Below are 25,490 nucleotides of genomic sequence, written 5' to 3'. Positions count from 1 at the left end.
GATGCGCACCCCGGTCCTGCTCGATCTCGATGATTCGCTGGGCGTCGTACCCGATGCCGTGCGCCTGCCGCTGCGCGACTGGTGCGATGGTCTGCGCTTCGCCTGCTCGATTGCGCGGCTGCGCCGCTTCGGCGCGGCGCTGGAGCAGGCGCTGCCGACGCGGTACGGCACCGTGCTGCTGGGCAGCGGCGATTTCCATCACCTGAGCCTGCCGTTGATCGTGCGCCTGGCGCAGCGTGCGCAGGCGCCGTTGCGGGTGGTGGTGTTCGACAACCATCCGGACAACATGCGCTTCCCGTTCGGCGTGCACTGCGGCTCGTGGGTGCGCCGCATCGCCGCGCTGCCGCAGGTGGCGCAGGTCGAGGTGGCCGGCATCACCTCCGGCGACGTCGGCCCTGGCCATGCCTGGGAAAACCACCTGTTGCCGCTGTACCGCGGCAAGCTACGCTACTGGTGCAGTGGCGTGGACGTGGGCTGGGCGCGGCGGCTGGGCCTGGGTCAGGCGGTGCGCGGCTTCGACAGCGTGAGCGCGCTGAGCGACGCCTTCGTCGAGCACCTGAAGCGCACGCCGATGCCGACCTATCTGTCGCTGGACAAGGACGTGCTGGATCCGCAGGACGTGCGCACCAACTGGGACCAGGGCCAACTGCGCGTACCGCAGTTGCTGCAGGCGATCGAGGCGCTGCGCGGGCAGGTGTGCGGCAGCGACATCACCGGCGAAGTCTCGCTGGCCCATTACCCGCAATGGTGGAAGCGAAAACTGGCGGCGCTGGATGCGCAACCCGAACCGTCGCCGACGGATCTGGCGGCCTGGCAGGCGCAGCAGCACGCGTTGAACCTGCGGCTGCTCGCGGCGCTGGATGCGGCCAGCGTCGGCTAGCGCGGCCTGTTTCTGTGGGCGCGGCTTCCGCCGCGAGGACATGACCGGTATCGCTTCTCGCGGATGAAGCCGCGCCTGCAGGACTTTGTCGTCGTTACGACCGGCGCGTTGTCATCGCGACGCTGGCGAAGTCGCACGTCGCCCGATCAAGCGCTCGGCGCAGCGGCGTGCACCAGGTCGACATCCAGCGGCGCCGGCCCGACCGCGCCGGCGCAGGCCGCCTGCAGCGTGGCCACGATGGTCTCGAAGCGCGCCTCTTCCAGCCAGGGGCTGTTGCTGATGCTCAGGCAGCGCGCGGCGAAGTCGCTGGCGTTGGGCATCGGCGTGCGTTCGACGATGCCGTCCAGGTAGTCGTAGTCGGGCAGGGCATGCACGAACGGCACCGCCACCCCGAGTCCGCGCGGCCACAGCGCACCCAGCACCGATTCGCGTGCGGCCGCATGGGGCAGCAGCACCATCAGGATCGGCCAGCTGCCCTGGGCGCCGGGGGTATCGGCGATCACGCTCAGGCCGGGGATGCCGGCCAGGCGTGCGCTGCGGCGCCGGCCCTGTTCGCGGATCTGCGCAAGAAATGCCGGCCAGCGGGCGCTGGCGCGCACGCCCACGCCTTCGCGCCAGGCGCCGACCGCGTGCTGGGCGATGGCCGTGCCGAAGCGGTCGCCGGCCGCGCCGATGCGGTCGCCGCGGCGCAGCGCGCGGCGCACCGGTGCGCCGTACGCCCAGCGCAGCGGCTGCGGCCGGTACAGCGCGGCGTAGCCGAGCAGTTCCAGGCTGCGCCGCAGTTCCCAGCGCCAGTCGCGCTGGCCCAGGCGCGCGGCGGTGTCGGCCAGACTGCGCTGCAGCGGCGCATGCCGCGACATCAGCAGCCCGCCTTCGTACAGCGTGAGTCCCTTGCCGGCGGCCAGGCTGCAGAAGCCGATGTCGCCGCCGAGGCCGGCCGGGCGGCCGTCGGGGTGCACGCCGCCCAGCGCCTGCGCCGCGTCCTCGATCAGCAGCGCGCCGCAGCCTTCGGCGGCGCGGCGCAGCGGCGCCAGGTCGATCAGACGCCCGCCCAGATGAGTGGCGATGATGGCCAGGGTGTCGCTGCCGCAGCGCTGCGCCAGCTGCACCGGGTCCAGTTCCAGCGAGCCGGGCAGCAGATCGCACAGCACCAGTTGCAGACCGCAGTGCGCCACCGCCAGCGCCACCAGCGGGCAGGTATAGGCCGACACCAGCACCTGCCGGCGCCGGTTGGCCGCGGTGAGGGTGCGCAGGGCCACGATCAACGCGGCGGTGCCCGAGCAGGTCAGCAGGGCCTGCGGCAGGCCGAGCGCGCTGGCCAGGCGTTCGCGCGGCCGGCCTGGCCACAGGTCGCCCCACTGCAGCGGCAGGCCGGCGGTCGGTGGGATTTCAGTGCGCATCGGCGGGGTCCGCGCGCTCGCCGATCGCCAGGCAGACGATGCCGCCGACGATCAGCGCCGCGCCCAGCGCCTGCAACAGGCCGATGTGTTCGTTGAACCACCAGGCCGACAGCAGCATCACGCTGACCACTTCCAGGTGCGAGGCGGCGAACGCCGGGCCGATCGGCGCGTGCTCGAGCAGCTTCATCCAGGTGAAGAAGGCGCCGATATAGCCGAGCAGCGCCGCGTACAGCCATGGGCTGCCGAGCAGGCGCAGCACCCAGGCCAGTTCGGCCTGCGGCGGGAACGCGTGCGTGCCGGCCAGCTTGAAGCCGATCTGCGCCAGGGTGTCGAAGCTCAGCAGCAGGGCGAAGCCCACCGCGTAGCGATGCAGCGGCGGCCGGCTCATGAGCCCAGCCCCACTACGGCGACGCCGGCGCTGACCAGGCAGATGCCGGCCACCTGCATGCGCCCCAGGCGTTCGCCGAACAGCCAGCGCCCGGCCAGCATGATCGCCACGATGTTGATCGAACCCAGCAGCACGCCGCGGCCCAGCGGCACCAGCGACAGGAACGCGGTCCAGGCGAGGAATTCGAGCACGTAGCAGGCCACGCCGAACCACAGCTGCGGCTGCCGCGCCATGCGCTGCCAGCGCGCCATGCCGGTGCCCTGCGGGTGGCTGGCCACATACTTGAAGGCCAATTGGCCGGCGGTGTCGAGCGCCACCGTCGCCAGCCAGATGCCCACTACCGAGCCGGTCATCGCCATCAGGCGGCGGCCCGCTGCGGCGCGCACAGGGCGGCGAAGAACTGCGCCAGGCGCGCGCCGAGCACGCGCCGTTCGCGGTCCAGGGTGATCATGTGATAGCTGTCGTGCAGCAGCAGCAGCTCCGTTGGCCCGGACACGTTGGCGATCACCAGCCGCGCATTGCGCAGGTCGGCGATGTCGTCCTCGGTCGCGTGCGCGACCAGGCATGGCGCGACGACCTTGGACAGGTCGCGGCGCACCGCGCGCGCGAGCAGGTACATCTCGGCCAGGGCGTGCCAGGGGTTGCCGGGGAGGCCGGCGGCGCTGCTGTCGCCGCCGAGCATCGCGCTGCTGATTTGGGCGCGGATGCGCTCGTCGCGCAGGCCGTACGGCGGCTCTTCCAGGAACATGCGGCGCTTGCCGATGCCCAGGCGCTTGAACCAGGGCAGCAGGAACGCCAGCCGCGCGCGCTTGGGGATGTTCCAGCCGTCGTAGCGGAAGGTGGCGCCGAGCACGCCGACGCCGTCCACCCATTGCGGACGCTCCTGCGCCAGGCGCAGTGCCAGCACCGCGCCCATCGACAGCCCGGCCACGAACAGCCGGTCGACCTGTGGGCGCATGCGCGCGGCCGCCGCCTCGACGCTGGCGTACCAGTCGCGCCAGTTGGTGGCGAGCAGATCGTCCTCGTCGCCGCAGTGGCCGGCCAGCTGCACGCCATGGACGCTGAAGCCTTCGCGGTTCAGGCTCTTGCCGAGCAGGCGCATTTCGCTGGGCGTGCCGGTCAGGCCATGGATCAGCAGCACGCCATTGCGGCCGCCTTCGAAGTGGAACTCGGCAGATTGGATCATGTGAATGGGCGCGGCTGCGCAGTCTCGGCAATCCGTGCAGGGTCGCCGCTGCGCGTTTCAGCAGCCTTTCGCCGCCGCGGCGGCGTGCAAGCTCAATGCTTGGCTGCGGCCGGGTTGCGGAAGCGCACCAGCACGCGCTGGCCCAGGCGCAGGGTCGAGGGCTGGGTGAAGGCCAGCACGCAGGCCACGCTGCGGTCGTTGCCGGCGGGCGTGGCGTCGTCGTGCAACTGGGTCGGGCCGTAGGCCGGCGCCAGCCAACGCACCACCGCCTGGCCGAGCACGGTCTGGCGGCCGTCGTCGCTGATGACCTCGGCGGCCATGCCCGGGGTGACGCTGCCGGCATAGCTCTCGTTCAATTCGGCGCGGACCAGGCGCGGCGCGTCCGGCAGCAGGGTCAGCAGCGGCGCGTTGGCCTCGCTGCGCGCGCCGACCGCGGCCGACAGCTGCAGGACGCGGCCGGCGACCGGCGCCTGCAGCCGGTACTGCGCGCGCTGCAGTTCGGCCGCGCGCACCTGCGCGTCGGCCAGCGCCGCGTCGCTGCGTGCGGTGTCCAGCGCGTCGGCCAGGCTCTGTACCGCGTCGCTGGCATCGTCTGCGGTCTGCCCGTCGCCGGCGCCCAGGCGCGCGGCCTCGGCCAGCCGCCGCTGCTTCTGCTGGGCGCTTTGCAGGCGCTGCTGCAGTTGTTTCAGATGGGTCGCCGCGGCTTGCGCGCGGGTACGGGCGATGTCCAGGTCGACCGCGGCGGCGCGGTCGTCGCCGGCGACCAGCACGGCGCCTTTCTGCACCGCGTCGCCCTCGTGCACCGGTACCTCGCGCAGGGTCGCGGCGACCGGCAGGCCGAGCTTGAGCACGCCGCCTTCCACATCGATGCGGCCGCGCGCCACCGCCAGGTAGGCCGGGGTGGCGGCCGGCGCCGGGGCCGGCGTGCGGTCCGAGGGCGCGCATGCGGCCAGCAGCAGGCTCAGCAGGGGCGCGGCGGCGAACGCTTTCATGGTGCGGGATTCCGTGAGGGCAGGGGCGAGGGCGGCGCGTTGACGCGGCGGTCGTCGAGGATGCGGCCGTCCTCCATCGACAGCACGCGGTCGGCGTGGCGGATCAGGCGCGGGTCGTGGCTCACGCACAGCACCATGGTGTTGTGGCGGCGCGCGATGCGATGCAACAGGTCGATCACGATCTGGCCGTTGCCGGCGTCCAGCGCGCTGGTGGGTTCGTCGGCGAACAGCAGCGCCGGGTGCTTGGCCAGCGCGCGGGCGATCGCCACGCGCTGCTTCTCGCCGCCGGACAGTTCGGCCGGGCGCAGGTGCTGGCGGTGGGCGATGCCGACCTCGGCCAGCGCCTCCTCCGCACGGCTGCGCACTTCGGCCGGGGCCAGGCCCATGTACTGCAGCGGCAGCCGCACCTGGTCCAGCGCGCACAGCGCCGGGAACAGGTTGAAGCCCTGGAAGATGAAGCCGGTGTGGCGCAGGCGGAACTGCTCCAGCGCGGTGGCGCCGAGCGCGCCCAGTTCCTCGCCCAGCGCCAGCACCCGGCCGGCGTCGGCGCGCTGCAGGCCGCTGAGGATCGACAGCAGGGTGCTCTTGCCGCAGCCCGACGGGCCGGAGATCAGGGTCAGCTCGCCCGGCCACACCTGCAGTTCCACGTCGCGCAGCACCGGCGTGCGCAGGCTGCCGGAGACGAAGCTCTTGCACAGTCCGCTGCCGCTGAGGGTGGCGGCGGCCGGATGCAGCGCGGCGGGGGCGACGATGCGGCTCATCGCAGCAGCAACGCCGGATCGGCGCGGCGCAGGCCGCGCAGCGCGGCCAGGGCCGAGACCACGGTCAGCAGCATCACCGCACACACGCACAGGCCCCAGCCGCTGGCGTTGAACGCCACCGGCACGTCGTGCGCGCGGGCCAGCGCGACCAGCGCCGCGCCCAGCGCGCTGGCGCCGATCAGGCCCAGCGCACCGACCCAGGCGGCCTGTTCCAGCACCACCCAGCGCAGGTTGCGCATGCTCACGCCCAGCGCGTTGAGCGTGGCGTACTCGCGCGCGGCGCCGAGCACGGTGCCGAGCAGGGTCTGGCTGGTGATGGCCACGCCGACCAGCAGCACGATGCCGCCGAGGAACAGCACGCCGGAGCCGGCGCCGGTGTCGAACATCCAGAACAGGATGCTGCGCCGGGCGAAATCGTCGGCGCTCCAGGCTTCCACGCGCGGCCGCGTGACCGCGCTGTCGATCGCCTGCGCCACCGCCTGCGGGTCGGCGCCGGGGCGCAGCCTGGCCACCATGTAGGTCGGCCAGTCCGGATGCGCAGTGTCGCTGTTGAGCGCGCGCGCGGTGTCCAGCGAGGCGAGCACGTTGACCCCGCCCAGCGCGCGCAGGCCGCGGCCGACCCCGATCACCCGCACGCGATGACCATTGATGCGCGCGCTGCTGCCGACGCCGACGCCGAGCTTGTCCAGTTCCGCGCGGTCCACCACCACGGTGTCCGGTTCGCGCAGCGCCGCGCGCAGGGCGGGGCTGAGCAGACGGGAGAACATCAGCCCGCCGTCGCGGGTGTCGATGCCGGAGATGTAGACCGACACCGCGCCGGTGTCGCCGGGGCCGCGCCAGTCGCCGTCGAACCAGATGAACGGCTCGACCTGCGCCACCCGCGGGTCCAGGTACAGCGGCGCGGCCGCGTCCGGATCGATGGCGCGGCCCTGGTCCACGCTCTGCGTGCCGGGATAGCCCAGCCACAAGTCGGCGTCGGAGCCGGACACATAGACGCTGGCGCTGCCGAAGATGCCCAGCACCAGCGCGGTCTGCAGCAGCAGCAACAGGCTGGCGAAGCCGACCGACACCACCACCGGCAGGAAGCGGCGCCACTCGTAGCGCAGGGTCTGGCGGGCCAGCGCGACCATCAGGGCTGCGCGCCTTCGTGGTTGCTGACGGCGTCTGTGCCGGGGATCGGCGCTGTGGCGCTGCCCAGTGCGGTGTGCAGGGCGACGTAGGCCAGGTCGCGCTGGCGCTGCGCTTCCAGCAGTTCCAGGGCGGCCTGGTCGCGCGCGGCCTGCTGCGTGGCCACGTCCAGGTCGCTGCCCAGGCCCAGTCGCCGGCGCTGCTGCGCGACCTCGCTGGCCTGCTGCTGTGCCTGCAGCACCTGCTGCTGGGTCTCGACGTTGCGCCGCTGCTGTTCCAGTGCGGTCAGCGCGTCCTCGACCTCGTTGACTGCCTCCAGCACGGTCTGCCGGTAGGCCAGGGTGGCCGCTTCCAGCAGGTCGCCGCGCGCCTTGGCCTTGGCATGGCGGATGCCCCAGTCGAACAGCGGAATGTCGATCACAGGGCCGAACGAGGCGATGCCGTGGGTGGCGGTGCGGCGATGGCTCAGCAGGGTGGTCGACCAGCGGATCGAACCGCCCAGGCCGATGCTGCCGTACTGATCGGCGCGGGCCAGATCCAGCGCGCCGGCCGCGCTCAGCACCTCGGCTTCGCGCGTGGCGATGTCCGGGCGCCGGCGCAGCAGGTCGGCCGGGATGCTGTCGACCGCGGCGATCTGCAACGCCGTCGGCGCGGCGCTGGCCGCGGCCGTGCTCCATGCCGGGTCGGGCGTGTCGCGGCCCAGCAGCACCGCCAGGCGCCGCGCGGCTGCGGCGGCGGCATCGCGCGGCTCGTCCAGGGCGGTTTGCGCCTGCAGTGCGGCGGCCTGCGCCTGCGCCGCGGAAGCCGGCGTGGCCAGATGCAGGTCGACCAGCGTCGCCTGCAGGGTCGCCTGACGCTGGCGGGCGGCGACGACGTCCTGTTGCAGCCGCTCCGCCTGTTGCGCGTGGCGCAGGTCGATCCAGTTGCGGGTCACCTCGGCGATGGTCGCCGCGCGTACCTGCGCCAGGTCGGCCTGGGCATTGTCCAGATCGCCGCGGGCCATGCGCCGGGTCGCCTCGCCGCGGCCGAACAGCGGCAACTCCCATTCCGAGTCGAGCCCGACCACCAGGAACGAGGCGCTGGCGTCGGGATCGATCGGGTCGAGGGTGCGCGCACGCAGCTGCGGGCGTTGCGATGCGCCGGCCACGGTATCCAGGCGCCGCGCCGCGCGCAGCTTGGCCAGTGCCTGGCCGACGTTGAGGTCGTCGCGCAGCGCCTGCGCGACCAGCGCATCGAGCTGCGGGTCGTGGAAGTCCTGCCACCAGGCCGTGCCGGGTGGGCGCGGGACCGCGGCCTGCGGCGTCGGGCTGCTCCATCGCGCGGGCAGCGACTGTTGCGGCAGGTCCGGCAACGGCGTGCTGGCGCAGCCGGCCAGGGCCAGCGCGGCGGCCAGCGTCAGCACGCTGGCCGGGCGGATCCGGATCCGGCTCATGCCTGCGGCTCCGCGCCGGCCGGCAGGTCCAGCTCCGCACGCAGGCCCCCCAGCGCCGAGCGCCGGTAGCGCAGCGTGGCGTGGTGGCGGGCGGCGATGTTGGCGACGATCGCCAGGCCCAGGCCGGTGCCGCCTTCGGGCGCGTCCGGGGCGCGGAAGAAGCGCTCGCCCAGGCGCGGCAGCAGGGCCTCGTCGATGCCGCTGCCGGCGTCGTCCACGGCCAGGCGCACGGACAGCGGATCGCGCCGCAGGCTGACCGTGACCACACGGCCGGCGGCGTGGCGGAACGCGTTGTCCAGCAGGTTGTCGAGCAGTTCGCGCAGCGCATAGGCGTCGGCCGCGACCCAGGCCGCAGCCGCGTCGTCGTCGCCGCCGTCGTAGCCCAGGTCCACGCCGGCGTGCAGGGCGTCGGGGATGCGCTCGGCCAGCGCCTGCGGCAGCCATTGCGCCAGATCCAGCGGCAGCAGCGGGCGGATGCTCTCGCGCGGGGCCTGGGTGCGGGTCAGCGCCAGCAGCTGGGTGGAGGTGCGGGTGGCGCGGTCGGTCAGCTGGCGGATGTGCTGCAGCGCCTGCGCGGTGTCTTCCGGGCGCTGGCTGGCCTGGGCGCGCTGCACGTGCATGCTCAGCCCGGCCAGCGGCGTGCGCAGTTGGTGCGCGGCGTCGGCGAGGAAGCGTTCCTGCAGCGCCATCATGTGCTTGAGGCGGCCGAGCAGGCCGTCGATGGCCTGGGTCAGCGGCACGATCTCCACCGGGATGTCGGGACCGGACACCGGGCTGAGGTCGCGCTGGCTGTCGTCGAGCCGCCGCACCGCCGGCTCCAGCATGCGCAGGCCGACCCGCACGCCATGCCAGACCAGCACCAGCAGCGAGCAGGTGAGCAGCAGTTCGGTCGGCAGCATCAGCACCAGGATCTCGCGGGCGCGGCGGTGACGGTCGTCCAGGGTCTCGGCCACCGACACGGTGAGCCAGTCGCCCGGTTCCAGCGCCGAGGGCAGCAACAGGCTGGCCACACGCACCGGCACGCCGTTGTCCATGCGGTCGTCGTACAGCATCACCCGGCCGACTTCGGCCGGATCCGGATGCGCCGGAATCGGCTGGGTGCTGCCGCTGATCACCCCGTGGCGGCGGCTGTCGAGCTTGAAGAACACCCGGCCGTCGCTGCTGTACTCCAGCAGTTGCCGCGCCTGCAGGGTCAGCGGCATGCGCTCGCCGGGGTCGTTGACCGCATTCGCCAGGCCCTGCGTGTCCTCCTTCAGGTCCATGTCGTGGACGTGATTGGTGTACTTGAGCATCAGCAGGTAGAACAGCGCCGACACCACCAGCATCAGCAGCATGGTCGGAATCAGCAGGAACGCCAGCAGTCGCTGGCGCAGGCTGGGGTGGCGGTATGCCGGCGACTGCGCGGCCGCGGTCGCGCTCACTGCGGCAGCTGTGCGTGGTCGGCGGCCGGTGAGGCGGCGCGCGACTCCTCCAGCAGATAGCCCAGGCCGCGGATGGTCCGGATGCCGACGCCGGCGCCGTGCAGTTTGCGCCGCAGGCGGTGCATGGAGATGTCCAGGCCGTTGTCGGTGATTTCGTGCTGCCAGTCGCACAGCGCTTCGGTCAGCTGGCTGCGGCTGACCACGCGACCGCTGCGCAGCAGCAGGGTCTCCAGCAGCGCGAACTCGCGCGCGGTCAGGTCCAGCGGCTGGTCCTGCAGCCATACCCGGCGCCCGGCCAGATTGATGCGCAGCTGTCCCAGCACCAGTTCCGGTACGCCACCGCTGCTGCTGCGACGCAGGAGCGCGCGGGTGCGGGCGAGGAACTCGGACAGTTCGAAGGGCTTGATCAGGTAGTCGTCGGCGCCCTGGTCGAGCGCGTGGATGCGGTCTTCCACGGCATCGCGCGCCGTCACCACCAGCACCGGGATCTCGTCGCGGCGCGCGCGCAGGCGCTGCAGCACCTGTAGCCCGTCGCGGCGCGGCAGACCGAGGTCCAGCACCAGCAGTTGATAGCTTTCGCTACCGAGCGCGCGCTCGGCGGCGGCACCGTCGCCGACATGGTCCACTACGTGGCCGCACTCGGCGAGCGAGTCGCGCAATGCAACGGCAATGGACGTATCGTCTTCGGCGACCAGGATGCGCATGATGCGAAATGCTTGCAACGGGGATGTGGGAAAACCGTCGTAATCGGCGGCGGCGAAGTCACTACGTTCACATACGTCGATGTAGCTTCGATGGAGTGCGTATCCAGATTCTGCGATGCGGTGATGACCATTATCATCCATGACATCGCTGCGCGCTCGCCGGTCCTGATCCGCCGGGTAGGAAAAACCCTATAGCCGGCCGCGGCATCCGCCGATCCTCACGCCCCCGGGTCCGCGGCATCATAAACGGGTCGGCAACGTCACCGCTCCCGCGCCAGGGAGACGGCTCGCACGGAATCGAACGGATCTCGATTCGCCGGCCACGTTTCGCTCCCGCAGGCGCCGACGGATCGGCGCAGCGCCACTGCGATCGGAATCGAAGGGAAGAAAACGCACGAGGCCCCGGCATGCCGGGGCCTCGTGCGTTCAACGTGCCGCTATCGAGAGTGAATCATGTCGGCATCTGCGCGGATGGGTCGGTCTGCACTGATGCTGTCAGCGTCAGACCGCGCGCCGCGTCTGCACGCAAACTTTCAGGCCGCAGTCCGCCCGCCTTTGCGAATCCCCAATCCCGACTCCCGAATCCCGGCCCCTCAGAGCGCCCAGTCCAGCCGCAACCCGGCCACCAAGGCATTGGGCAGGTCGCGGGTACGGGCCGGCTCGTTGAACTGGTCCGGGTGCACGATGTAGTGCAGGTTCGGGGCGATGCGCAGTTGCGGGGTCACCTGGATGCCGTAGCTCAGCTCCATCATGGTCTGGGACCGGTGCGGGGTGCCGCTGCCGCCGGCCGCGGCGCGGGCCAGGCGCAGGTCTTCCAGGGCGTCGTCGCTGTAGTGCTGCTGGGTGACGACGAAGGCGATGTTGTCCTGCGGGCGGCTGGCGAAGGTGCCGCGCTGGACCAGGCCCAACTCCAGGAAATGGTCTTCGATCAACTGCCCGGAGGTGCCCTTGAGCACCGAGCCGAACAGCACCAGCCCGCGATTGCTGTCCGGATCGGGGCGGGTGACCTGCTGTTCGAAGCGGAAGAACGCGCCGGAGCGGCCGTTGCGGGTGGCGTAGTCCAGCCCGCTCAGCCGCGCCGGATTGCCGTTGCGGTCGTTGAGCGGATCGCGGTAGTCCGAATTGTCCTGCCAGCCGCCGAGCTCGTACATCGCCGGCAGGCGCGCGCCGCTGGCCTGGGTGCTGTAGCCGATCGCATACGGCACGATCACCCCGGTGCGGTCGTTGGTGCTCCAGTTCAGGCCGTGCTGGCCGCGTTCGGCCTGGGTCGGGTTGACCTCGTAGGCGCCGACGTGGACATACACGTTCGGGGTCACCCAGGCCTTGGCGTGCGCGGCCCAGCTGGACACCGGCCAGTAGGTGAAGTTGCTGGTGCGGAACACGAAGGTCGGGTTGCCGCAGGCCGAGTTGCCCTGGAAGTAGCCGCACAGCTCCGAGCCCAGGAAGTGGATGTTGGCCACGCTGCGGCCGGCCTCCAGTTCCAGGCGGTCGTTGAACAGCTTCTGGTCGATGGTGAAGTTGGCCAGGCGCGTGCCCTGGCCGCCGTAGATTTCCTGCACCGAGGTGCTGTTGCCGATATTGCCGTTGGCCAGGTTGGTGCCATGGCGATTGATGCCGTAGACCTTCAGCGTGGCGCCGTTCCAGCCCATCAGCCGTTGCAGGTCAACGTCGGTGCCGAACATCAGCTGCCCGGCGTAGGCGCTGCCCTCATGCTTGCCGCCGTCCAGCGACACCGCGCCTTCGCCGGTGTAGGCGAGCTTGAGCTTGAAGGCGTCGCTGGCGTCCTGGGCATGGGCCAGCGGTGCGGCGAGCGCCAGCGCCAGGGTGGCCAGGGGCAGGGACGAGACGAGGGGACGGGACATGGCGGAACTCCTCAGCAGGGAAAGGCCGGCGCGCCGCCAGCGGCGACGGGGGGAGGGGCATCGCGTGGCGACGCGCCGGCGCATGGACGGGATCAGGCGAGAACCGGCTTCTTCAGCACCCGCAGCGCCACCGCGGTGACCACGGTGCCGGCGAGCAGCGCCACCAGGTACATGCCCAGGTGGCTGACCGCGTTGGGGATCGGCAGCACGAACACACCGCCGTGCGGCACCTTCAGCTCGGCGCCGGCGGCCATCGAGATGGCGCCGGCCAGCGCCGAGCCGAGCATCAGCGCGGGGATGGTGCGCAGCGGATCGCGTGCGGCGTACGGGATCGCGCCTTCGGTGACGAAGGCCAGGCCGAGCACGCCGGTGGCGGCGCTGCTGCCGCGCTCGTCCTGGGTGAAGCGGCTGCGGAACACCCAGGTGGCCAGGGCGATGCCCAGCGGCGGGGTCATGCCGGCGACCATCGCCGCGGCCATCGGCGTGTACACCTGGCTGGCGATCAGGCCGGTGGAGAAGGCATAGGCGGCCTTGTTGACCGGCCCGCCCATGTCGAAGGCCATCATCGCGCCCAGCAGCAGGCCCAGCAGCACCGCGCTGCTGCCCTGCATGCCGCGCAGCCATTCGGTGAGCCAGGCCAGCAGCTCGGCCACCGGCTGGCCGACCACGTAGAGCATGGCCAGGCCGACCAGCAGGGTGCCCAGCACCGGCAGGATCAGCACCGGCTTCAGGCCCTCGAGCGTGCGCGGCAGCTTGATCGCCCGGTTCAGCGCGGCCACGCCGTAGCCGGCGATGAACCCGGCCAGGATGCCGCCGATGAAGCCGGCGCCGAGGTTGGCCGCGACCATGCCGCCGATCATGCCGGGGGCGATGCCGGGGCGGTCGGCGATGGAGTAGGCGATGTAGCCGGCCAGGGCGGGCACCATCAGGGTGAAGCCGGCCTTGGCGCCGATCTGGAACAGCGACCAGGCCAGGGTGCCCTTGTGCGCGTCGTCGAAGGCGTAGATGCCGCCGAGCGCGAACGCCAGCGCGATCAGCAGGCCGCCGGCGGTGACGAACGGCAGCATGAACGACACGCCGGTCATCAGGTGCTTGTACGGGCCGGCGGAGCGGCCGCCCTGGGCCTTGGCCGGGGCGCTGCCGCCATTGCCGGCGGCGTGCACGCTGGCCTCGGCCAGGGCCTTGCGGATCAGTGCCGGGCCGTCGTTGATCGCCGGCTTGGTGCCGCTCTTGAACAGGCGCTTGCCGCCGAAGCGGCCGAGGTCGACCTCGCGGTCGGCGGCGATCAGCACCAGGTCGGCGGCGGCGATCTCCTCGGCGCTGAGCGCGTCCTGCGCGCCGACCGAGCCCTGGGTTTCCACCCGGATCTGGTGGCCCAGCGCCTTGGCCGCCTGCTGCAGGCCCTCGGCGGCCATGAAGGTGTGGGCGATGCCGGTGGGGCAGGAGGTGATGGCGACAATGCGCTTGCCGGCGCCCTCGGTGCCGCCGACAGCGGCCGCGCCGGCGGTGGCGGTGGCCGCGGTCAGCAGCGGCGCCAGCACCGCGCCGGCATCGGCCAGCACCGCGTCCAGGCTGCTGCGCTGCGCGCTGCGGCCGGCGAAGCGGGCGGCATCGACGTCGCCGTCGCCGACCTGCAGCAGCGGCGCGGCGGTGGGAGCGGCGGCCAGGTCCAGCGGGGCGATCACGCCCTGCGGCGTGCGCACCTCGGCCTGCAGCGTCGCACCCCGCAGCGTGGCGGCATGGCGCAGCGCTTCGGCGGCGAGGACGGCTTCGGTACTGCGATCGCCGGCGGCGATCACCACGAGGATCGGATTCATGCGGGCTCCCGATGAGCGCAAGAGGACGCGGCGCACGGCAGCGACGCGGCGGAAGTCATGCCAGGGTCTCCACGCGGACCGCGGCGGCCAGGTCGGCCAGGCGCTCGCGCGGCAGGCGGCGGGCGACGCCGCTGCCCAGGGTGGCCACGGCGAAGGCGGTGGCCTGGCGCGCGCAGGTGGCCAGGTCGGCGTCGGCACGCAAGGCCGCGACCAGGCCGGCGACCATCGCATCGCCGGCGCCGACGCTGCTGCCGCCGGTCAGCTGCGGCGGCTGCGCCAGCAGCGCCTGCTCGCCGCGCACGAACAGCGCGCCATCGCTGCCCAGCGACACCACGACCAGGCCGATGCCGCGCGCCAGCAGCGCGCGCGCGGCGCCGAGCAGCTCGGCCGTGCTGGCCAGCGGCGCGCCGGCCCATTCCTCCAGCTCGTGGCGGTTGGGCTTGATCGCGAACGGCAGTTGCGCGCGCGGCGCATCCAGGGCGGCGTGCAGCGGCGCACCGCTGGTGTCCAGCAGCACCCGTGCGCCGGCGGCGGCAGCCTGCGCCTGTAGTTGCCGCCAGGTGTCCTCGGCCAGGCCCGCCGGCAGGCTGCCGCTGAGCACCACCGGCAGGCCGGGACGCAGCAGCTCGGCCAAGCGCGCGCCGACGGTATCGAGTTGGGCCTGGTCCAGGGCCAGGCCGGGCAGGTTGATATCGGTGGTGGCGCCGCTGTCGGCGGCGACCAGCTTGAGATTGCTGCGGGTGTCGCCGGGCACGCGCAGGCAACGGTCGTCGATGCCACGTTCGGCGAACAGGGTTTCGAATACCGGCGCATTGCCGGCGCCGAGCACGCCGAGCGCGGCACAGCGCAGGCCGGCATCGGCCAGGCAGGCGGCGACGTTGATGCCCTTGCCGCCGGCGATGGCGTGGGCGCTGCGCGCACGGTGCACCTGGCCCGGTTGCAGCCGGTCGATCGCCACGGTCAGGTCGATCGCCGGATTCAGGGTGACGGTGACGGCATCGACGCTCATGCGCCGGCTCCGTCGAGCGCGCGCACCTCGGCCGCGCTTTCGCAGTCCAGCGCGCGCTGCGCCAGCGCCTGCAGCGCATCCAGACGGCTGCCGCGCAGGCGCGCCTTCACCGCGGGGATGTCGTTGGGCGTCATCGACAGCTCGTGCACGCCCAGGCCGGCCAGCAGGGCCGCGCCGAACGCATCGCCGGCCAGGCCGCCGCACACGCCGACCCAGCGGCCGTGGCGCGCGGCGCCCTCGACGGTGGTGCGGATCAGGCGCAGCACCGCCGGGTGCAGGCTGTCGGCCTCGGCGGCCAGGTCCGGGTTCTGCCGGTCGATGGCCAGGGTGTACTGGGTCAGGTCGTTGGTGCCGATCGAGAAGAAGTCCGCGTGTTTTGCCAGCGCATCGGCCTGGATCGCCGCGGCCGGCACTTCGATCATGATGCCCAGCGGCACCTCCGGCGCCTGCAGTTCCGCGCGCAGGCGCTCGCATTCGGCGCGCAGCGTCAGCAGTTCCGCCGCCGAGGTGATCATCGGGAACATGATCGCCAGGCGCGCGCCGTCCTTGGCGGCGCGGTACAGCGCGCGCAGCTGCGGTTGCAGCAGGTCGGCGCGGCGCAGCAGCAGGCGCGCGCCGCGCACGCCCAGGAACGGGTTGTCCTCGCGCGGCAGGTTCAGGTGCGCGACCTGCTTGTCGCCGCCGATGTCCAGCGCGCGCACGATCAGCGCGCGGCCGTCCAGCGCCTGCGCCATCGCCGTGTAGGTGGCGTACTGCTCGTCCTCGCTGGGCGTGCTGCCGCGCTCCAGGAACAGGAATTCGGTGCGCATCAGGCCCACGCTCTCGGCGCCCTGCGCCAGTGCCGCGGCGACCTGCTCGGGCAGGTTGACGTTGGCGCCGATCTCCAGGCGATGGCCGTCCTCGGTCTGTGCCGGCTGGTTGCGCTGCTCGGCCTCGCGCGCGCGCAGTTGCTGCTGTTCCTCGATGTAGGCGCGGGCCGAGGCCAGGTCGGCCTCCGACGGCGCCAGATACAGGCGGCCGCTGCTGCCGTCGACGATGACGGTGGCGCCGTCCTCCAGGTCCAGCAGGTCGGCGCCGCCGGCGACCAGCGCCGGCAGGCCGAGGGTGCGCGAGAGGATCGCGGTGTGCGAGGTCGGGCCGCCCACCGCGGTGGCCAGGCCGAGTACGCGGCCGGTGTCGAGGTTGGCGGTATCCGACGGCGACAGGTCGTGGGCGAGCAGGACGCACGGGACGGCCGGCAACTGCGCCAGGCTGCCGCCGGCCAGGCTCGGATCCAGGTGTGCCAGCACCCGGCGGCCGACGTCGCGCAGGTCGCTGGCGCGTCCGGCCAGCACCGCATTGCCCAGCGCCGAGAGCTTGTTGGCCAGGCGCTCGACCGACTGCTGCCAGGACCAGGCGACACCGTGGCCCTCGACCATGAGTTGGCAGGCCAGGGTGATCAGGTCGGTGTCGTTGAGCAGTTCGGCCTGGGCGCGGAAGATCGCCGCATCGCCGGCGCCGAGGCGGCGCCGGGTGTCCTCTTCGATGGCCTGCAGTTGCGTGCGGGTGCGCTGCAGGGCGTCGTGCAGCAGCGCGCCGCCGTCGCTCAGCGGCACGGGCGTGTCCGCCACCGCGACGTCGTGGCCGGCCAGCTTGTGCACCACGCCGATCGCCAGGCCGGGGCTGGCGCCGATGCCGACGATGGCCGGCTGCGCCTGCGGCGGGGTCCAGCCGGCGACCGGCGCGGCGCGACGTTGCGCCGCGGCGTCGGCATCGGCCTGCTCCTGCGCGGTCAGCGCGTCGATCACGCTGCGCAGCCGCGCCAGCGCCGCCGCGGCGTCCTGGCCCTCGGCGGAAATGGTCACGGTGTCGCCGGCGTGCAGGCCCAGTTGCAGCAGCGACACCAGGTTCTTGGCGTCGCCGACCTGGTCGCCGGCGCGCACCTGGATGCGGGCGGCGAAGCCGCGCGCGGTTTCCACCCAGCGCGTGGCCGGGCGCGCGTGCAGCCCGGTGGGGTAGCGCACGGTCCAGTCGAAGCGCTCGGCCAGGTCGCTGGCCGGGGCGGCGGGCGCGGTGGCGGCCGCATCCTCGCTCAGGGCGGCGACGATCGCCTGCGGGTCGTTGCTGGCGAACAGCGCCTCCAGCTTGGGCGGATCCTGGATCAGCCGGGTCAGGCGCCGCAGCACGGTGATGTGGGTGTCGGACTGGGCGGCGATGGCGACCACCAGGTGCGTGGTCTGGCCCGGGTTCCACTCCACGCCGTCGCGCAGCTGCAGCACCGCGATGCCGTCGCGGCGCACCAGGTGGCGGTCCTCGCCGGTGCAGTGCGGGATCGCCACGCCATGCCCCAGGAAGGTGTTGGCCAGCGCTTCGCGGCGCAGCATGCTGGCCTCGTAGGCCGGCGGCACGCAGCCGGCGGCGACCAGCAACTGCGCCGCCTGGGCGATCGCGTCGGCCTTGTCGTGGGCCTGGGCATCGACCCGGACCAGGTCGCTGGAAACCAGGGAGGAGGAGGGCGTCTGGGACACGCGGAGTCCTTGAAGGTGGGCGACGAGTGGGCGCAGTGTGGGAACGTTCCCAGTCAATCGTCAATGTGCAGTGCACAATTCTTTCGGAAAAGCCTGGTGCTACTATCTGGAGGCGCCACAAAGACAGGGGGTCGACATGGAAAACAAGCGGGAACGTTGCCAGTGAGCGTCAGCATCCACGACGTGGCGCGGGTCGCCGGCGTCTCGACCTCGACGGTGTCGCGCGCACTGGGCCACGGCCCGGTCAGCGAGGAGGTGCGGGCACGGGTGGAAGCGGCGGTGCGCGAGACCGGCTACCGGCCCAACCTGATGGCACGGCGGCTACGCTCGCAGCACTCCGGGGTGGTGGGGCTGATCGTCGCCGACATCCGCAATCCGTTCTTCACCGCGGCCATTCGCGCAGTCGAGGACGTGGCCTACCGCGCCGGGATGCGCGTGATCCTGTGCAATACCGACGAGGATCCGCAGCGCGAGGCGCTGTATCTGCAACTGATGCAGGAAGAGCGGGTCAGCGGGCTGATCTTCGCCCCCACCCGCACCACCCAGAGCCAACTGGGCAAGTTGACCTTCGATCATCCGGTGGTGCTGCTGGACCGCGCCGGCAAGAGCGGTACGCACGACAGCGTGGTGCTGGACAACGCCGCGGCGATGGCGGCGCTGGTCGATCACCTGGTCGGCCGCGGCGTGCGCCGCATCGGCGGCCTGTTCGGCAAGACCAGCAGCACTGCCGCCGAGCGTCGCGACGGCTATCTGGAGGCGATGCGCGGGCACGGCCTGACGCCGGACTACCGCGAGGTGGCACCGAGCGCGGAGGCGGCGATCGCCGAGGTCCAGGCCTGGCTGGCGCAGACGCCGCGACCGGACGCGCTGGTGGCCAGCAACAGCCTGCTGCTGATGGGCGCGCTGAAGGCCGCGCGCGGCGCCGGCCTGCGCATTCCGCAGGATCTGGCGCTGGCCGGCTTCGACAACGAAAGCTGGACCGACCTGGTCGAACCCGGCATCACCGTGATCGAGCAGCCGGTGGAGGAGATGGGGCGCACCGCGATGTCGTTGCTGCTGGAGCGGATGAACGCGCCGACGCAGCCGACCCGCAAGGTGGTGCTCAGTGGCCGTTGCATCGTGCGCGGATCGAGCCTGCGCTGACCGTCGGCGTTCGGTGCGGTTGGGCAGGGGTGCCGCTGCGGCGACCGTGGTGTGCCGCAGCGGGAGTCTTGGCGTCCTTACTCGCTGCCGTCCGGTCGCGGGTAGTCGTGCTCGGGATCGGCGTGGTCGCGCTTGGGGTCGCTATCGGGTTGGTCGCGATCCTTCCACTGCGCGTCGTCGTTGTGGATCTTGTCCGGCGTGTGGCTGCGTTGCTGGGAATCGTGGGCGTTGTCACGGTTGGCGGACGGGGACATGACGAACCTCCTGGATCAGGCGGGGGTGGGCGCCGGATCCGGATGGCGGTCGTGCTGCTCGGAGCCGTCGAGGCGTGCCCAGCAGGCGACGACCAGGGTTTCGGCATCGCTCCAGGCGATGCGCGGCCAGGGGTGTTCGGCGTCGTAGCGCTGACGCAGGCGCTGCAATCGCACGTCGTTGGATTCGCGCGGCAACTGCAGGAACACATCGCAGGCCATCTTGATCAGGCGCGCATGTTCGCTGAACGACTGCGACCCCAGTTTGCCCGCCGCGTGCAGCGCCTTCCAATGCGCCAATTCGGCTTCGACATCCACGAGCAGGCTCGGAGCGTGACTCACGCGAGTTCTCCTTGAGTGAGAGGAAAGAGGGAGGCGGAGGATGCCCCCCTGGCAGCCACCGCTCCATCACCCTAGGCCGCGGCGCGTAAAGGTGAGGTGGTGCTCATGTGGTGTGCATGACAAGACGTGCGCTCACACGGCCACAAAGCGTGATGTTGGACGCCGACTTTCACACACGGCGTTGTGAGGCGGCACGCGCGGCATGTGAATGCGCGACACGCAAGCGTAGCCCCGGCGTTCCGCGGATCGACTTGGTCCGCGCCGCTTGAGCGGCTTACCATGGACGGTGCCCGCGTCCGCAGGCATCTCGTTTCTCCCCTCACGCGCCGACGGCCGCCGCTGCCGGTGCCCGCAAAGGACTGGCATGCCCGTTGCTCCCGTGCTCGACTCCGCGCCGCCGCGCATCGCCGTGATCGGCCTCGGTTATGTGGGCCTGCCGCTGGCGGTGGCGTTCGGCGCCCGCCACGACACGCTCGGCTACGACATCGATGCGCAGCGCGTGGCGCAACTGCGCGCCGAGCACGACCAGACCCTGGAACTGGAGGCCGAGGAACTGCGCGCCGGCGTGCACCTGCGCTACAGCGACGACGCGGCGGCGCTGCGCGACCGCAACGTGTACATCGTCACCGTGCCGACCCCGATCGACGCGCACGAGCAGCCCGACCTGCAGCCGCTGCGCCAGGCCAGCGAGTTGCTGGCCGGCGTGCTCAAGCGCGGCGACCTGGTGATCTACGAGTCCACCGTCTACCCGGGCACCACCGAGGAAGTCTGCGTGCCGTTGCTGGAGCAGGGCTCGGGATTGCGCTGCGACGTCGACTTTCATTGCGGCTACAGCCCGGAGCGGGTCAACCCCGGCGACCGCCAGCGCCGCCTGGCCGACATCCGCAAGATCACCTCCGGCTCCAACCCCGCCGCGGCCGACGCGGTGGACGCGCTGTACGCCGGCATCATCGCCGCCGGTACCTGGCGCGCGCCGTCGATCCGCGTGGCCGAGGCGGCCAAGGTGGTGGAGAACATCCAGCGCGACGTTAACATCGCCCTGGTCAACGAACTCGCCCTCATCTTCGACCGCCTCGGCATCGATACCCAGGACGTGCTGGACGCGGCCGGCACCAAGTGGAACTTCCTGCCGTTCCGGCCGGGCCTGGTCGGCGGCCACTGCATCGGCGTGGATCCGTACTACCTGCTGCACAAGTCCGAGAGCGTGGGCTACCACCCGGATCTGATCCACACCGCGCGCCAGGTCAACAACCGGGTCGGCGCGCACGTCGCCGCGCGGGTGCAGGCGCTGCTGGCCGGCAAGGGCGTGGCGATGGCCGATGCGTCCGTGCTGGTGCTCGGCGTCACCTTCAAGGAGAACTGCCCGGACCTGCGCAACAGCCGCGCGCTGGAGCTGGTGCAGGCGCTGGCCGCGGCCGGCGCCCGCGTCGACGCCTGCGATCCCTGGGCCGACCCGCAGGCGGCGCAGGCGCATGGCGTCGACCTGCTGCCCGAACCGGTGCCCGGCCGCTACGACGCGGTGGTGCTGGCGGTGGCGCATGCGGCCTACCGTGACCTGGAGGCAGCGCAGATCCGCGCGCTCGGCACGCCCGATCTGGTGGTCTACGACGTCAAGTCGGTGTGGCCGCGCACGGCGGTGGACGACCGCCTGTAGCGCAGTTCCCGGGCGCGCGTACCGTCTGGTGTCACCGGCGCATTGGCATGCGCTGGCTGTACCTGCGCCAAGCGGCCGCGACGGCGGTTGCAACGCCATGACCGCGACACCCTCTACACTCGCCGGCTTACGACGCCTGCGAGGACCGCAATGCACCGCTACCTAGCCTATATCGCCAGCTGCGTGCTGCTGGCGCTGTCCATCGCCCTGTGCGCGATCTGGCCGCTGTGGGGCTGGGGCGTGGCCGCCTTCGCGGTGCTGGCGGTGCTGGGCACCGTGGACCTGCTGCAGACCCGCAGCACCCTGCGCCGCAACTACCCGATCCTGGCGCATTTCCGCTACGGCCTGGAATCGGTCGGCCCGGAGATGCGCCAGTACTTCCTGCAGAGCGACATCGAGGAGGCGCCGTTCTCGCGGCAGCAGCGCGCCCTGGTCTACCAGCGCGCCAAGAACGTCATGGACGTGGTGCCGTTCGGCACCCAGCGCAGCACCTACGCGCCGGACTACGAATGGATCAACCATTCGCTGGCCACCAGCGAGATCGCCGACCACGACTTCCGCGTCACCATCGGCGCCGACTGCGCACAGCCATACGCGGCCAGCGTGTTCAACATCTCGGCGATGAGCTTCGGCGCACTGTCGGCCAACGCCATTCGCGCGCTCAACGCCGGCGCGCGCCAGGGCGGCTTCTACCACGACACCGGCGAGGGCTCGATCTCGCCCTACCACCGCGAGTGCGGCGGCGACCTGGTGTGGGAGATCGGCTCGGGCTACTTCGGCTGCCGCGACGAGGAGGGGCGCTTCGACCCGCAGCGCTTCGTCGCCAACGCCACGCTGGAGCAGGTCAAGATGATCGAGATCAAGCTCTCGCAGGGCGCCAAGCCGGGCCACGGCGGGGTGCTGCCGGCGGCCAAGGTCAGCGCGGAGATCGCCGCCACCCGCGGCGTCGCCATGGGCCAGGATTGCGTCTCGCCGTCGCGGCATTCGGCGTTCACCACGCCGCTGGAACTGCTGCAGTTCGTGGCGCGGCTGCGCGAACTGTCCGGCGGCAAGCCGACCGGTTTCAAGCTGGCCATCGGCCATCCCTGGGAGTGGTTCGCCATCGCCAAGGCGATGCAGGAAAGCGGCCTGTATCCGGATTTCATCGTCGTCGACGGCGCCGAGGGCGGTACCGGCGCGGCGCCGGCGGAGTTCATCGACCACGTCGGCGTGCCGATGCACGAAGCCCTGCTGCTGGTGCACAACACGCTGGTCGGGCTGGACATCCGCGAGCGCATCAAGCTCGGCGCCGCCGGCAAGATCACCAGCGCCTTCGACATCGCGCGCACCCTGGCGCTGGGCGCGGACTGGTGCAACGCCGGGCGCGGCTTCATGTTCGCGCTGGGCTGCATCCAGTCGCTGAGCTGCCACAGCGACCGCTGCCCGACCGGCATCGCCACCCAGGACCGGCGCCGCTGGCAGCATCTGGATCCCACCGACAAGGCCACCCGGGTCGCGCACTACCACGCCAACACGCTCAAGGCCCTGCGCGAACTGCTCAGCGCCGCCGGGCTGACGCATCCGTCGCAACTGGGGCCGGAGCACATCCTGCGCCGCATCTCGCAGGTGGAGATCCGCTCGCTGGCCTCGCTGTACCGCTACCTGGAGCCGGGCGAACTGCTGCGCACGGTCCCCGACCATGCGGTCTTCCACGATTACTGGGGCGACGCGCGCAGCGATTCGTTCCAGCCACCGGAACGGATCCGCCGCCTGCGCGACAGCAAGTCGCAATGAGCACGGCGGTGTCGCCGATACGGTTGCGGCCCGGGGTGCCCGAAGACATCCCGACGCTGTGGGCGTTGCGCACCCGCTGTGTGCGCGAGGTCTGCAGCAGCCACTACCCACCGGAGGTGATCGTGCGCTGGTCCGCAGCGCCGCCGCCGGCATCGTATTGCGGTCTGGTGGCTGCGGGCGGCGCGATCGTCGCCGAGGACCGTGAAGGTCGCGTGCTCGGCTTCGGTGTCGTCGACCTGGCCGGTGCCGAGATCGACGGACTGTTCGTGGACCCGGCGCTGCGTGGCAGCGGTCTCGGCCGGCGCCTGCTGCAGGCGCTGGAGCAGCGCTTGGCGCCGTGTCCGCGCATCCATCTCGCCGCGGCGCTGAATGCGGTGGCGTTCTACCTTGCGCAGGGCTATGCCGTGCTGCGCGAGGGAGCCTACCCCCATCCCAGCGGGATCGTCCTCGATTGCGTGTTCATGGAGAAGCGCGCCGCGCCGGCGGTGCCGTGAGGTAGGCATCCCACAACCGGTGCGTTGTGTCGGCGGCGGGGCAGGGCGTTCGCTTTTTTGCATCGCCGCATCGGTCACGCATGCTCGCCATCGCTGCCGCCGCCCGTTATCGTGCCGGTTCCTTCTCAGCGTGCCGCGCATGAATCAGCCCTCGGTCCCCGACGTCGTTCCCGCGCCGCTGCCCGTCGACGAAGCCGAGCGCCTGCGCGCGCTGGCCGAGCTGGGGATGCTGGACACTGCACCGGAACCGGCGTTCGACGACCTGATCTGGCTGACCAGCCAGTTGTGCGAGGTGCCGATCGCGCTGATTTCGCTGATCGACGAGCGCCGGCAATGGCTCAAGGCCAGTTGCGGCCTGCCTGCCGGCACCACCGGGTATCCGCGCGAGATGGCGTTCTGCACCTATGCCTTGCTGGAGCCGCAGTTGCTGGAGGTGCCGGACGCCACGCTGGATCAGCGTTTCGCCGGCAACCCGCTGGTGTGCGGCGCGCCACACCTGCGTTTCTACGCTGGCATGCCGCTGATCGGCGACCAGGGCTACAGCTACGGCACCCTGTGCGTGATCGATATCCGTCCGCGGCAGTTGGACGCACGCCAGCGCGAAGGTCTGCAGCGCCTGGCCAGGCAGGTCACCGCGCATCTGGAGGCGCGCCGCGATGCGCGCATCGCCCACGACCAGGCCAAGACGCTGAGCCTGCTGCTGGAAACCATGCCCGACGGCGTGGTGTCGTGCCAGGCCGACGGCACACTGGGCGAGTTCAACCAGGTGGCGCGGCAGTGGCACGGCGCCGATCCGCGCGCCTTGCCGCCCGAGCAGTGGGCGAAGTACTTCGACCTGTTCGACGCTAGCGGCCAGCGGCTGCTGACCAGTGACGAGGTGCCGCTGGTCCGTGCCTGGCGCGGCGAATCGGTGCGCGATGCGGAGATCGTGATCGCCGCCAAGGGGCAGGCGCCGCGCAGCGTGCTGTGCAATGCGGAACGGCTGGACGGCGGCGATGGGCGCAGCCTGGGCGCGGTGTGCGTGATGCGCGACGTCAGCGTCGAACGCGCGGCGTCGCATGCGGCGCTGCTGGCCGGGCAGCGTTTCTCCGGCGCGTTCTCGGCGGCCGCGCACGGCATGGCGCTGGTGTCGCTGGAAGGGCACTGGCTGGACGTCAACGACGCCTTGTGCGCGATGCTCGGCTACAGCCGCGAGGAACTGCTGGAGTTGCGTTTCCAGGATCTGACCCATCCCGAAGATCTGGCCGAGGACATGAAACAGGTGGCCGCGTTGATCGCCGGCCGCCGCAGCGACTACCGCAGCGAAAAGCGTTATCGCCATCGCGACGGCCACACCGTGCGTGCGCGCCTTTCGGTATCGCTGGTGCGCGACGAACAGCAGCGTCCGCTGCACTTCGTCACCCATATCCAGGACATCACCGAGCAGCATCTGGCCGAACACCGCCTGCGCGACAGCGAAGCGCAGCTGCGCACCATCGCCGACAACGCGCCAGCGCTGATCGCCTACCTCGACCACGACTTGTGCTACCAGTTCGTCAACCGGCCGTATGCGGCATGGTTCGGGCTGGCGCCGGAGCGCATCATCGGCCGCCGCCTGCACGAGGTGCTGGACCCGCAGCAACTGGCCTTGCTGCAACCGCATCTGCCGGCGGCATTGCAGGGCGTGCCGGCGCAGTTCGATGCGGAGTTGTGCGATGCCGCCGATGCCCTGCGCATCATGCATTTCAGCCTCATCCCGGATGTGGCGCTGGCGCCGCAGCGGGTCGGCCTGCACCTGATGATCAGCGACATCACCGGGCAGACCCGGTTGGCGCGGCTGCTGGAAGAGCGCGCGCTGCGCGACGAACTGACCGGGCTGCCGAACCGCATGGCCTGGAACCAGACCCTGCGGCGGCGCATGAACGAGCGCCGTGGCCAGGGCCAGGTGGCGGTGATGTTCCTGGATCTGAACGACTTCAAGAGCGTCAACGACCGTTTCGGCCATCACGTCGGCGATGCGCTGCTGGTGCACTTCGCGCGGCTGCTGCAGCGTTGCCTGCGCGGGCAGGACAGCATCGCGCGGTTGGGCGGCGACGAGTTCGTGGTGCTGCTGGAAGGCCTGGCCGACGCCAGGCGCGAAGTGCTGGCGGCCGCGGCGCGGATCATGGAGGCGTGCGCGGACGGCTGCGAGGTCAGTGGTCGGCACCTGCCGTTGCAGCCGAGCATCGGCATCGCCGTGCAGGCCGGGCCCGGTTTCGATCCGGTGCTGCTGACGCAGCGCGCCGACGAGGCCATGTACGTGGCCAAGCGCGATCCGCAGGCGCGGGTACAGATTGCGGTGCTCTGAGCGCCGCGTGCCGCGTGCGC

At 71.7% G+C, this 25,490-nt stretch carries 22 protein-coding genes; 6 read left to right on the top strand and 16 right to left on the bottom strand.

What is annotated here, in order from left to right; all coding sequences use genetic code 11:
- Nucleotide 1: 1 nt before the first annotated feature.
- Nucleotides 2–880, top strand: coding sequence for an arginase family protein (locus ACHWVH_RS11835; protein WP_394687235.1), 879 nt, complete (start codon nt 2–4; stop codon nt 878–880).
- Between the two features lie 146 nt (nt 881–1,026).
- On the opposite strand, the gene ACHWVH_RS11830 is transcribed toward ACHWVH_RS11835, so the two are convergent.
- The 14 genes from ACHWVH_RS11830 to ptsP form a co-directional block, all read right to left on the bottom strand.
- Entirely contained in the window at nt 1,027–2,280 is a 1,254-nt protein-coding gene (locus ACHWVH_RS11830) for a DegT/DnrJ/EryC1/StrS family aminotransferase (protein WP_394687234.1), read from the bottom strand.
- Nucleotides 2,270–2,668 (bottom strand): multidrug efflux SMR transporter, encoded by a 399-nt coding sequence (locus tag ACHWVH_RS11825; RefSeq protein ID WP_017914161.1) that lies wholly within the window; start codon nt 2,666–2,668, stop codon nt 2,270–2,272. Before ACHWVH_RS11825 ends, ACHWVH_RS11830 begins: the two co-directional genes overlap by 11 nt.
- The gene (locus tag ACHWVH_RS11820) at nt 2,665–3,027 is read right to left on the bottom strand and encodes an EamA family transporter (protein WP_017914162.1); all 363 of its coding nucleotides are present in this window, start codon (nt 3,025–3,027) and stop codon (nt 2,665–2,667) included. Before ACHWVH_RS11820 ends, ACHWVH_RS11825 begins: the two co-directional genes overlap by 4 nt.
- A complete protein-coding gene (locus ACHWVH_RS11815; protein ID WP_394687233.1) occupies nt 3,027–3,854 on the bottom strand; it encodes an alpha/beta hydrolase in 828 nt (275 codons plus the stop codon). Before ACHWVH_RS11815 ends, ACHWVH_RS11820 begins: the two co-directional genes overlap by 1 nt.
- Nucleotides 3,855–3,946: 92 nt before the next feature.
- Nucleotides 3,947–4,846, bottom strand: a complete 900-nt coding sequence (locus ACHWVH_RS11810; RefSeq protein ID WP_394687232.1) for an HlyD family secretion protein — start codon at nt 4,844–4,846, stop codon at nt 3,947–3,949.
- Nucleotides 4,843–5,607 carry an ABC transporter ATP-binding protein gene (locus ACHWVH_RS11805; RefSeq protein WP_017910965.1) on the bottom strand — a complete coding sequence of 255 codons (765 nt, stop codon included), beginning with the start codon at nt 5,605–5,607 and terminating at the stop codon, nt 4,843–4,845. The genes ACHWVH_RS11810 and ACHWVH_RS11805 overlap by 4 nt, the downstream gene beginning before the upstream one ends.
- A complete protein-coding gene (locus tag ACHWVH_RS11800; protein WP_017910964.1) occupies nt 5,604–6,737 on the bottom strand; it encodes an ABC transporter permease in 1,134 nt (377 codons plus the stop codon). The genes ACHWVH_RS11805 and ACHWVH_RS11800 overlap by 4 nt, the downstream gene beginning before the upstream one ends.
- Entirely contained in the window at nt 6,737–8,167 is a 1,431-nt protein-coding gene (locus tag ACHWVH_RS11795; protein ID WP_394687231.1) for an efflux transporter outer membrane subunit, read from the bottom strand. The genes ACHWVH_RS11800 and ACHWVH_RS11795 overlap by 1 nt, the downstream gene beginning before the upstream one ends.
- Entirely contained in the window at nt 8,164–9,588 is a 1,425-nt protein-coding gene (locus ACHWVH_RS11790; RefSeq protein ID WP_152181110.1) for a sensor histidine kinase, read from the bottom strand. The genes ACHWVH_RS11795 and ACHWVH_RS11790 overlap by 4 nt, the downstream gene beginning before the upstream one ends.
- Nucleotides 9,585–10,292, bottom strand: a complete 708-nt coding sequence (locus ACHWVH_RS11785; protein WP_017912289.1) for a response regulator transcription factor — start codon at nt 10,290–10,292, stop codon at nt 9,585–9,587. The genes ACHWVH_RS11790 and ACHWVH_RS11785 overlap by 4 nt, the downstream gene beginning before the upstream one ends.
- Before the next feature lie 593 nt (nt 10,293–10,885).
- Nucleotides 10,886–12,154, bottom strand: coding sequence for a carbohydrate porin (locus ACHWVH_RS11780; RefSeq protein ID WP_267084265.1), 1,269 nt, complete (start codon nt 12,152–12,154; stop codon nt 10,886–10,888).
- Between the two features lie 92 nt (nt 12,155–12,246).
- A complete protein-coding gene (locus ACHWVH_RS11775; RefSeq protein ID WP_394687230.1) occupies nt 12,247–13,971 on the bottom strand; it encodes a PTS fructose transporter subunit IIC in 1,725 nt (574 codons plus the stop codon).
- Between the two features lie 55 nt (nt 13,972–14,026).
- Nucleotides 14,027–14,980 carry a 1-phosphofructokinase gene (gene pfkB / locus ACHWVH_RS11770; RefSeq protein ID WP_394687229.1) on the bottom strand — a complete coding sequence of 318 codons (954 nt, stop codon included), beginning with the start codon at nt 14,978–14,980 and terminating at the stop codon, nt 14,027–14,029.
- On the bottom strand, nt 14,977–17,487 hold the full coding sequence (gene ptsP / locus ACHWVH_RS11765) for a phosphoenolpyruvate--protein phosphotransferase (RefSeq protein ID WP_394687228.1): 2,511 nt from the start codon (nt 17,485–17,487) through the stop codon (nt 14,977–14,979). The genes pfkB and ptsP overlap by 4 nt, the downstream gene beginning before the upstream one ends.
- A gap of 162 nt (nt 17,488–17,649) precedes the next feature.
- On the opposite strand from ptsP, the gene ACHWVH_RS11760 reads away from it, so the two are divergent.
- On the top strand, nt 17,650–18,630 hold the full coding sequence (locus tag ACHWVH_RS11760; RefSeq protein ID WP_295909467.1) for a LacI family DNA-binding transcriptional regulator: 981 nt from the start codon (nt 17,650–17,652) through the stop codon (nt 18,628–18,630).
- 77 nt (nt 18,631–18,707) lie between these two features.
- Here ACHWVH_RS11760 and ACHWVH_RS11755 read toward each other — a convergent pair whose 3' ends face one another.
- Nucleotides 18,708–18,884: a hypothetical protein gene (locus ACHWVH_RS11755; protein ID WP_394687227.1), complete on the bottom strand. Its 177-nt coding sequence runs from the start codon at nt 18,882–18,884 to the stop codon at nt 18,708–18,710.
- Nucleotides 18,885–18,899: 15 nt separating this feature from the next.
- The gene (locus tag ACHWVH_RS11750) at nt 18,900–19,223 is read right to left on the bottom strand and encodes a hypothetical protein (RefSeq protein ID WP_017911090.1); all 324 of its coding nucleotides are present in this window, start codon (nt 19,221–19,223) and stop codon (nt 18,900–18,902) included.
- Between the two features lie 364 nt (nt 19,224–19,587).
- On the opposite strand from ACHWVH_RS11750, the gene ACHWVH_RS11745 reads away from it, so the two are divergent.
- The 4 genes from ACHWVH_RS11745 (at nt 19,588) to ACHWVH_RS11730 (ending at nt 25,470) form a co-directional block, all read left to right on the top strand.
- Nucleotides 19,588–20,877 carry a nucleotide sugar dehydrogenase gene (locus ACHWVH_RS11745; protein ID WP_394687226.1) on the top strand — a complete coding sequence of 430 codons (1,290 nt, stop codon included), beginning with the start codon at nt 19,588–19,590 and terminating at the stop codon, nt 20,875–20,877.
- A 150-nt stretch (nt 20,878–21,027) separates the two neighbouring features.
- The gene (locus tag ACHWVH_RS11740) at nt 21,028–22,650 is read left to right on the top strand and encodes an FMN-binding glutamate synthase family protein (protein ID WP_394687225.1); all 1,623 of its coding nucleotides are present in this window, start codon (nt 21,028–21,030) and stop codon (nt 22,648–22,650) included.
- 17 nt (nt 22,651–22,667) lie between these two features.
- Nucleotides 22,668–23,144, top strand: coding sequence for a GNAT family N-acetyltransferase (locus tag ACHWVH_RS11735; protein ID WP_394687244.1), 477 nt, complete (start codon nt 22,668–22,670; stop codon nt 23,142–23,144).
- 139 nt (nt 23,145–23,283) lie between these two features.
- On the top strand, nt 23,284–25,470 hold the full coding sequence (locus ACHWVH_RS11730) for a diguanylate cyclase domain-containing protein (RefSeq protein WP_394687224.1): 2,187 nt from the start codon (nt 23,284–23,286) through the stop codon (nt 25,468–25,470).
- The last annotated feature ends 20 nt before the right edge of the window (nt 25,471–25,490 follow it).

Source organism: uncultured Xanthomonas sp. (genome assembly GCF_964278005.1).
GTDB lineage: Bacteria > Pseudomonadota > Gammaproteobacteria > Xanthomonadales > Xanthomonadaceae > Xanthomonas_A > Xanthomonas_A sontii.
This window is presented reverse-complemented; position numbering and strand designations above follow the sequence as displayed.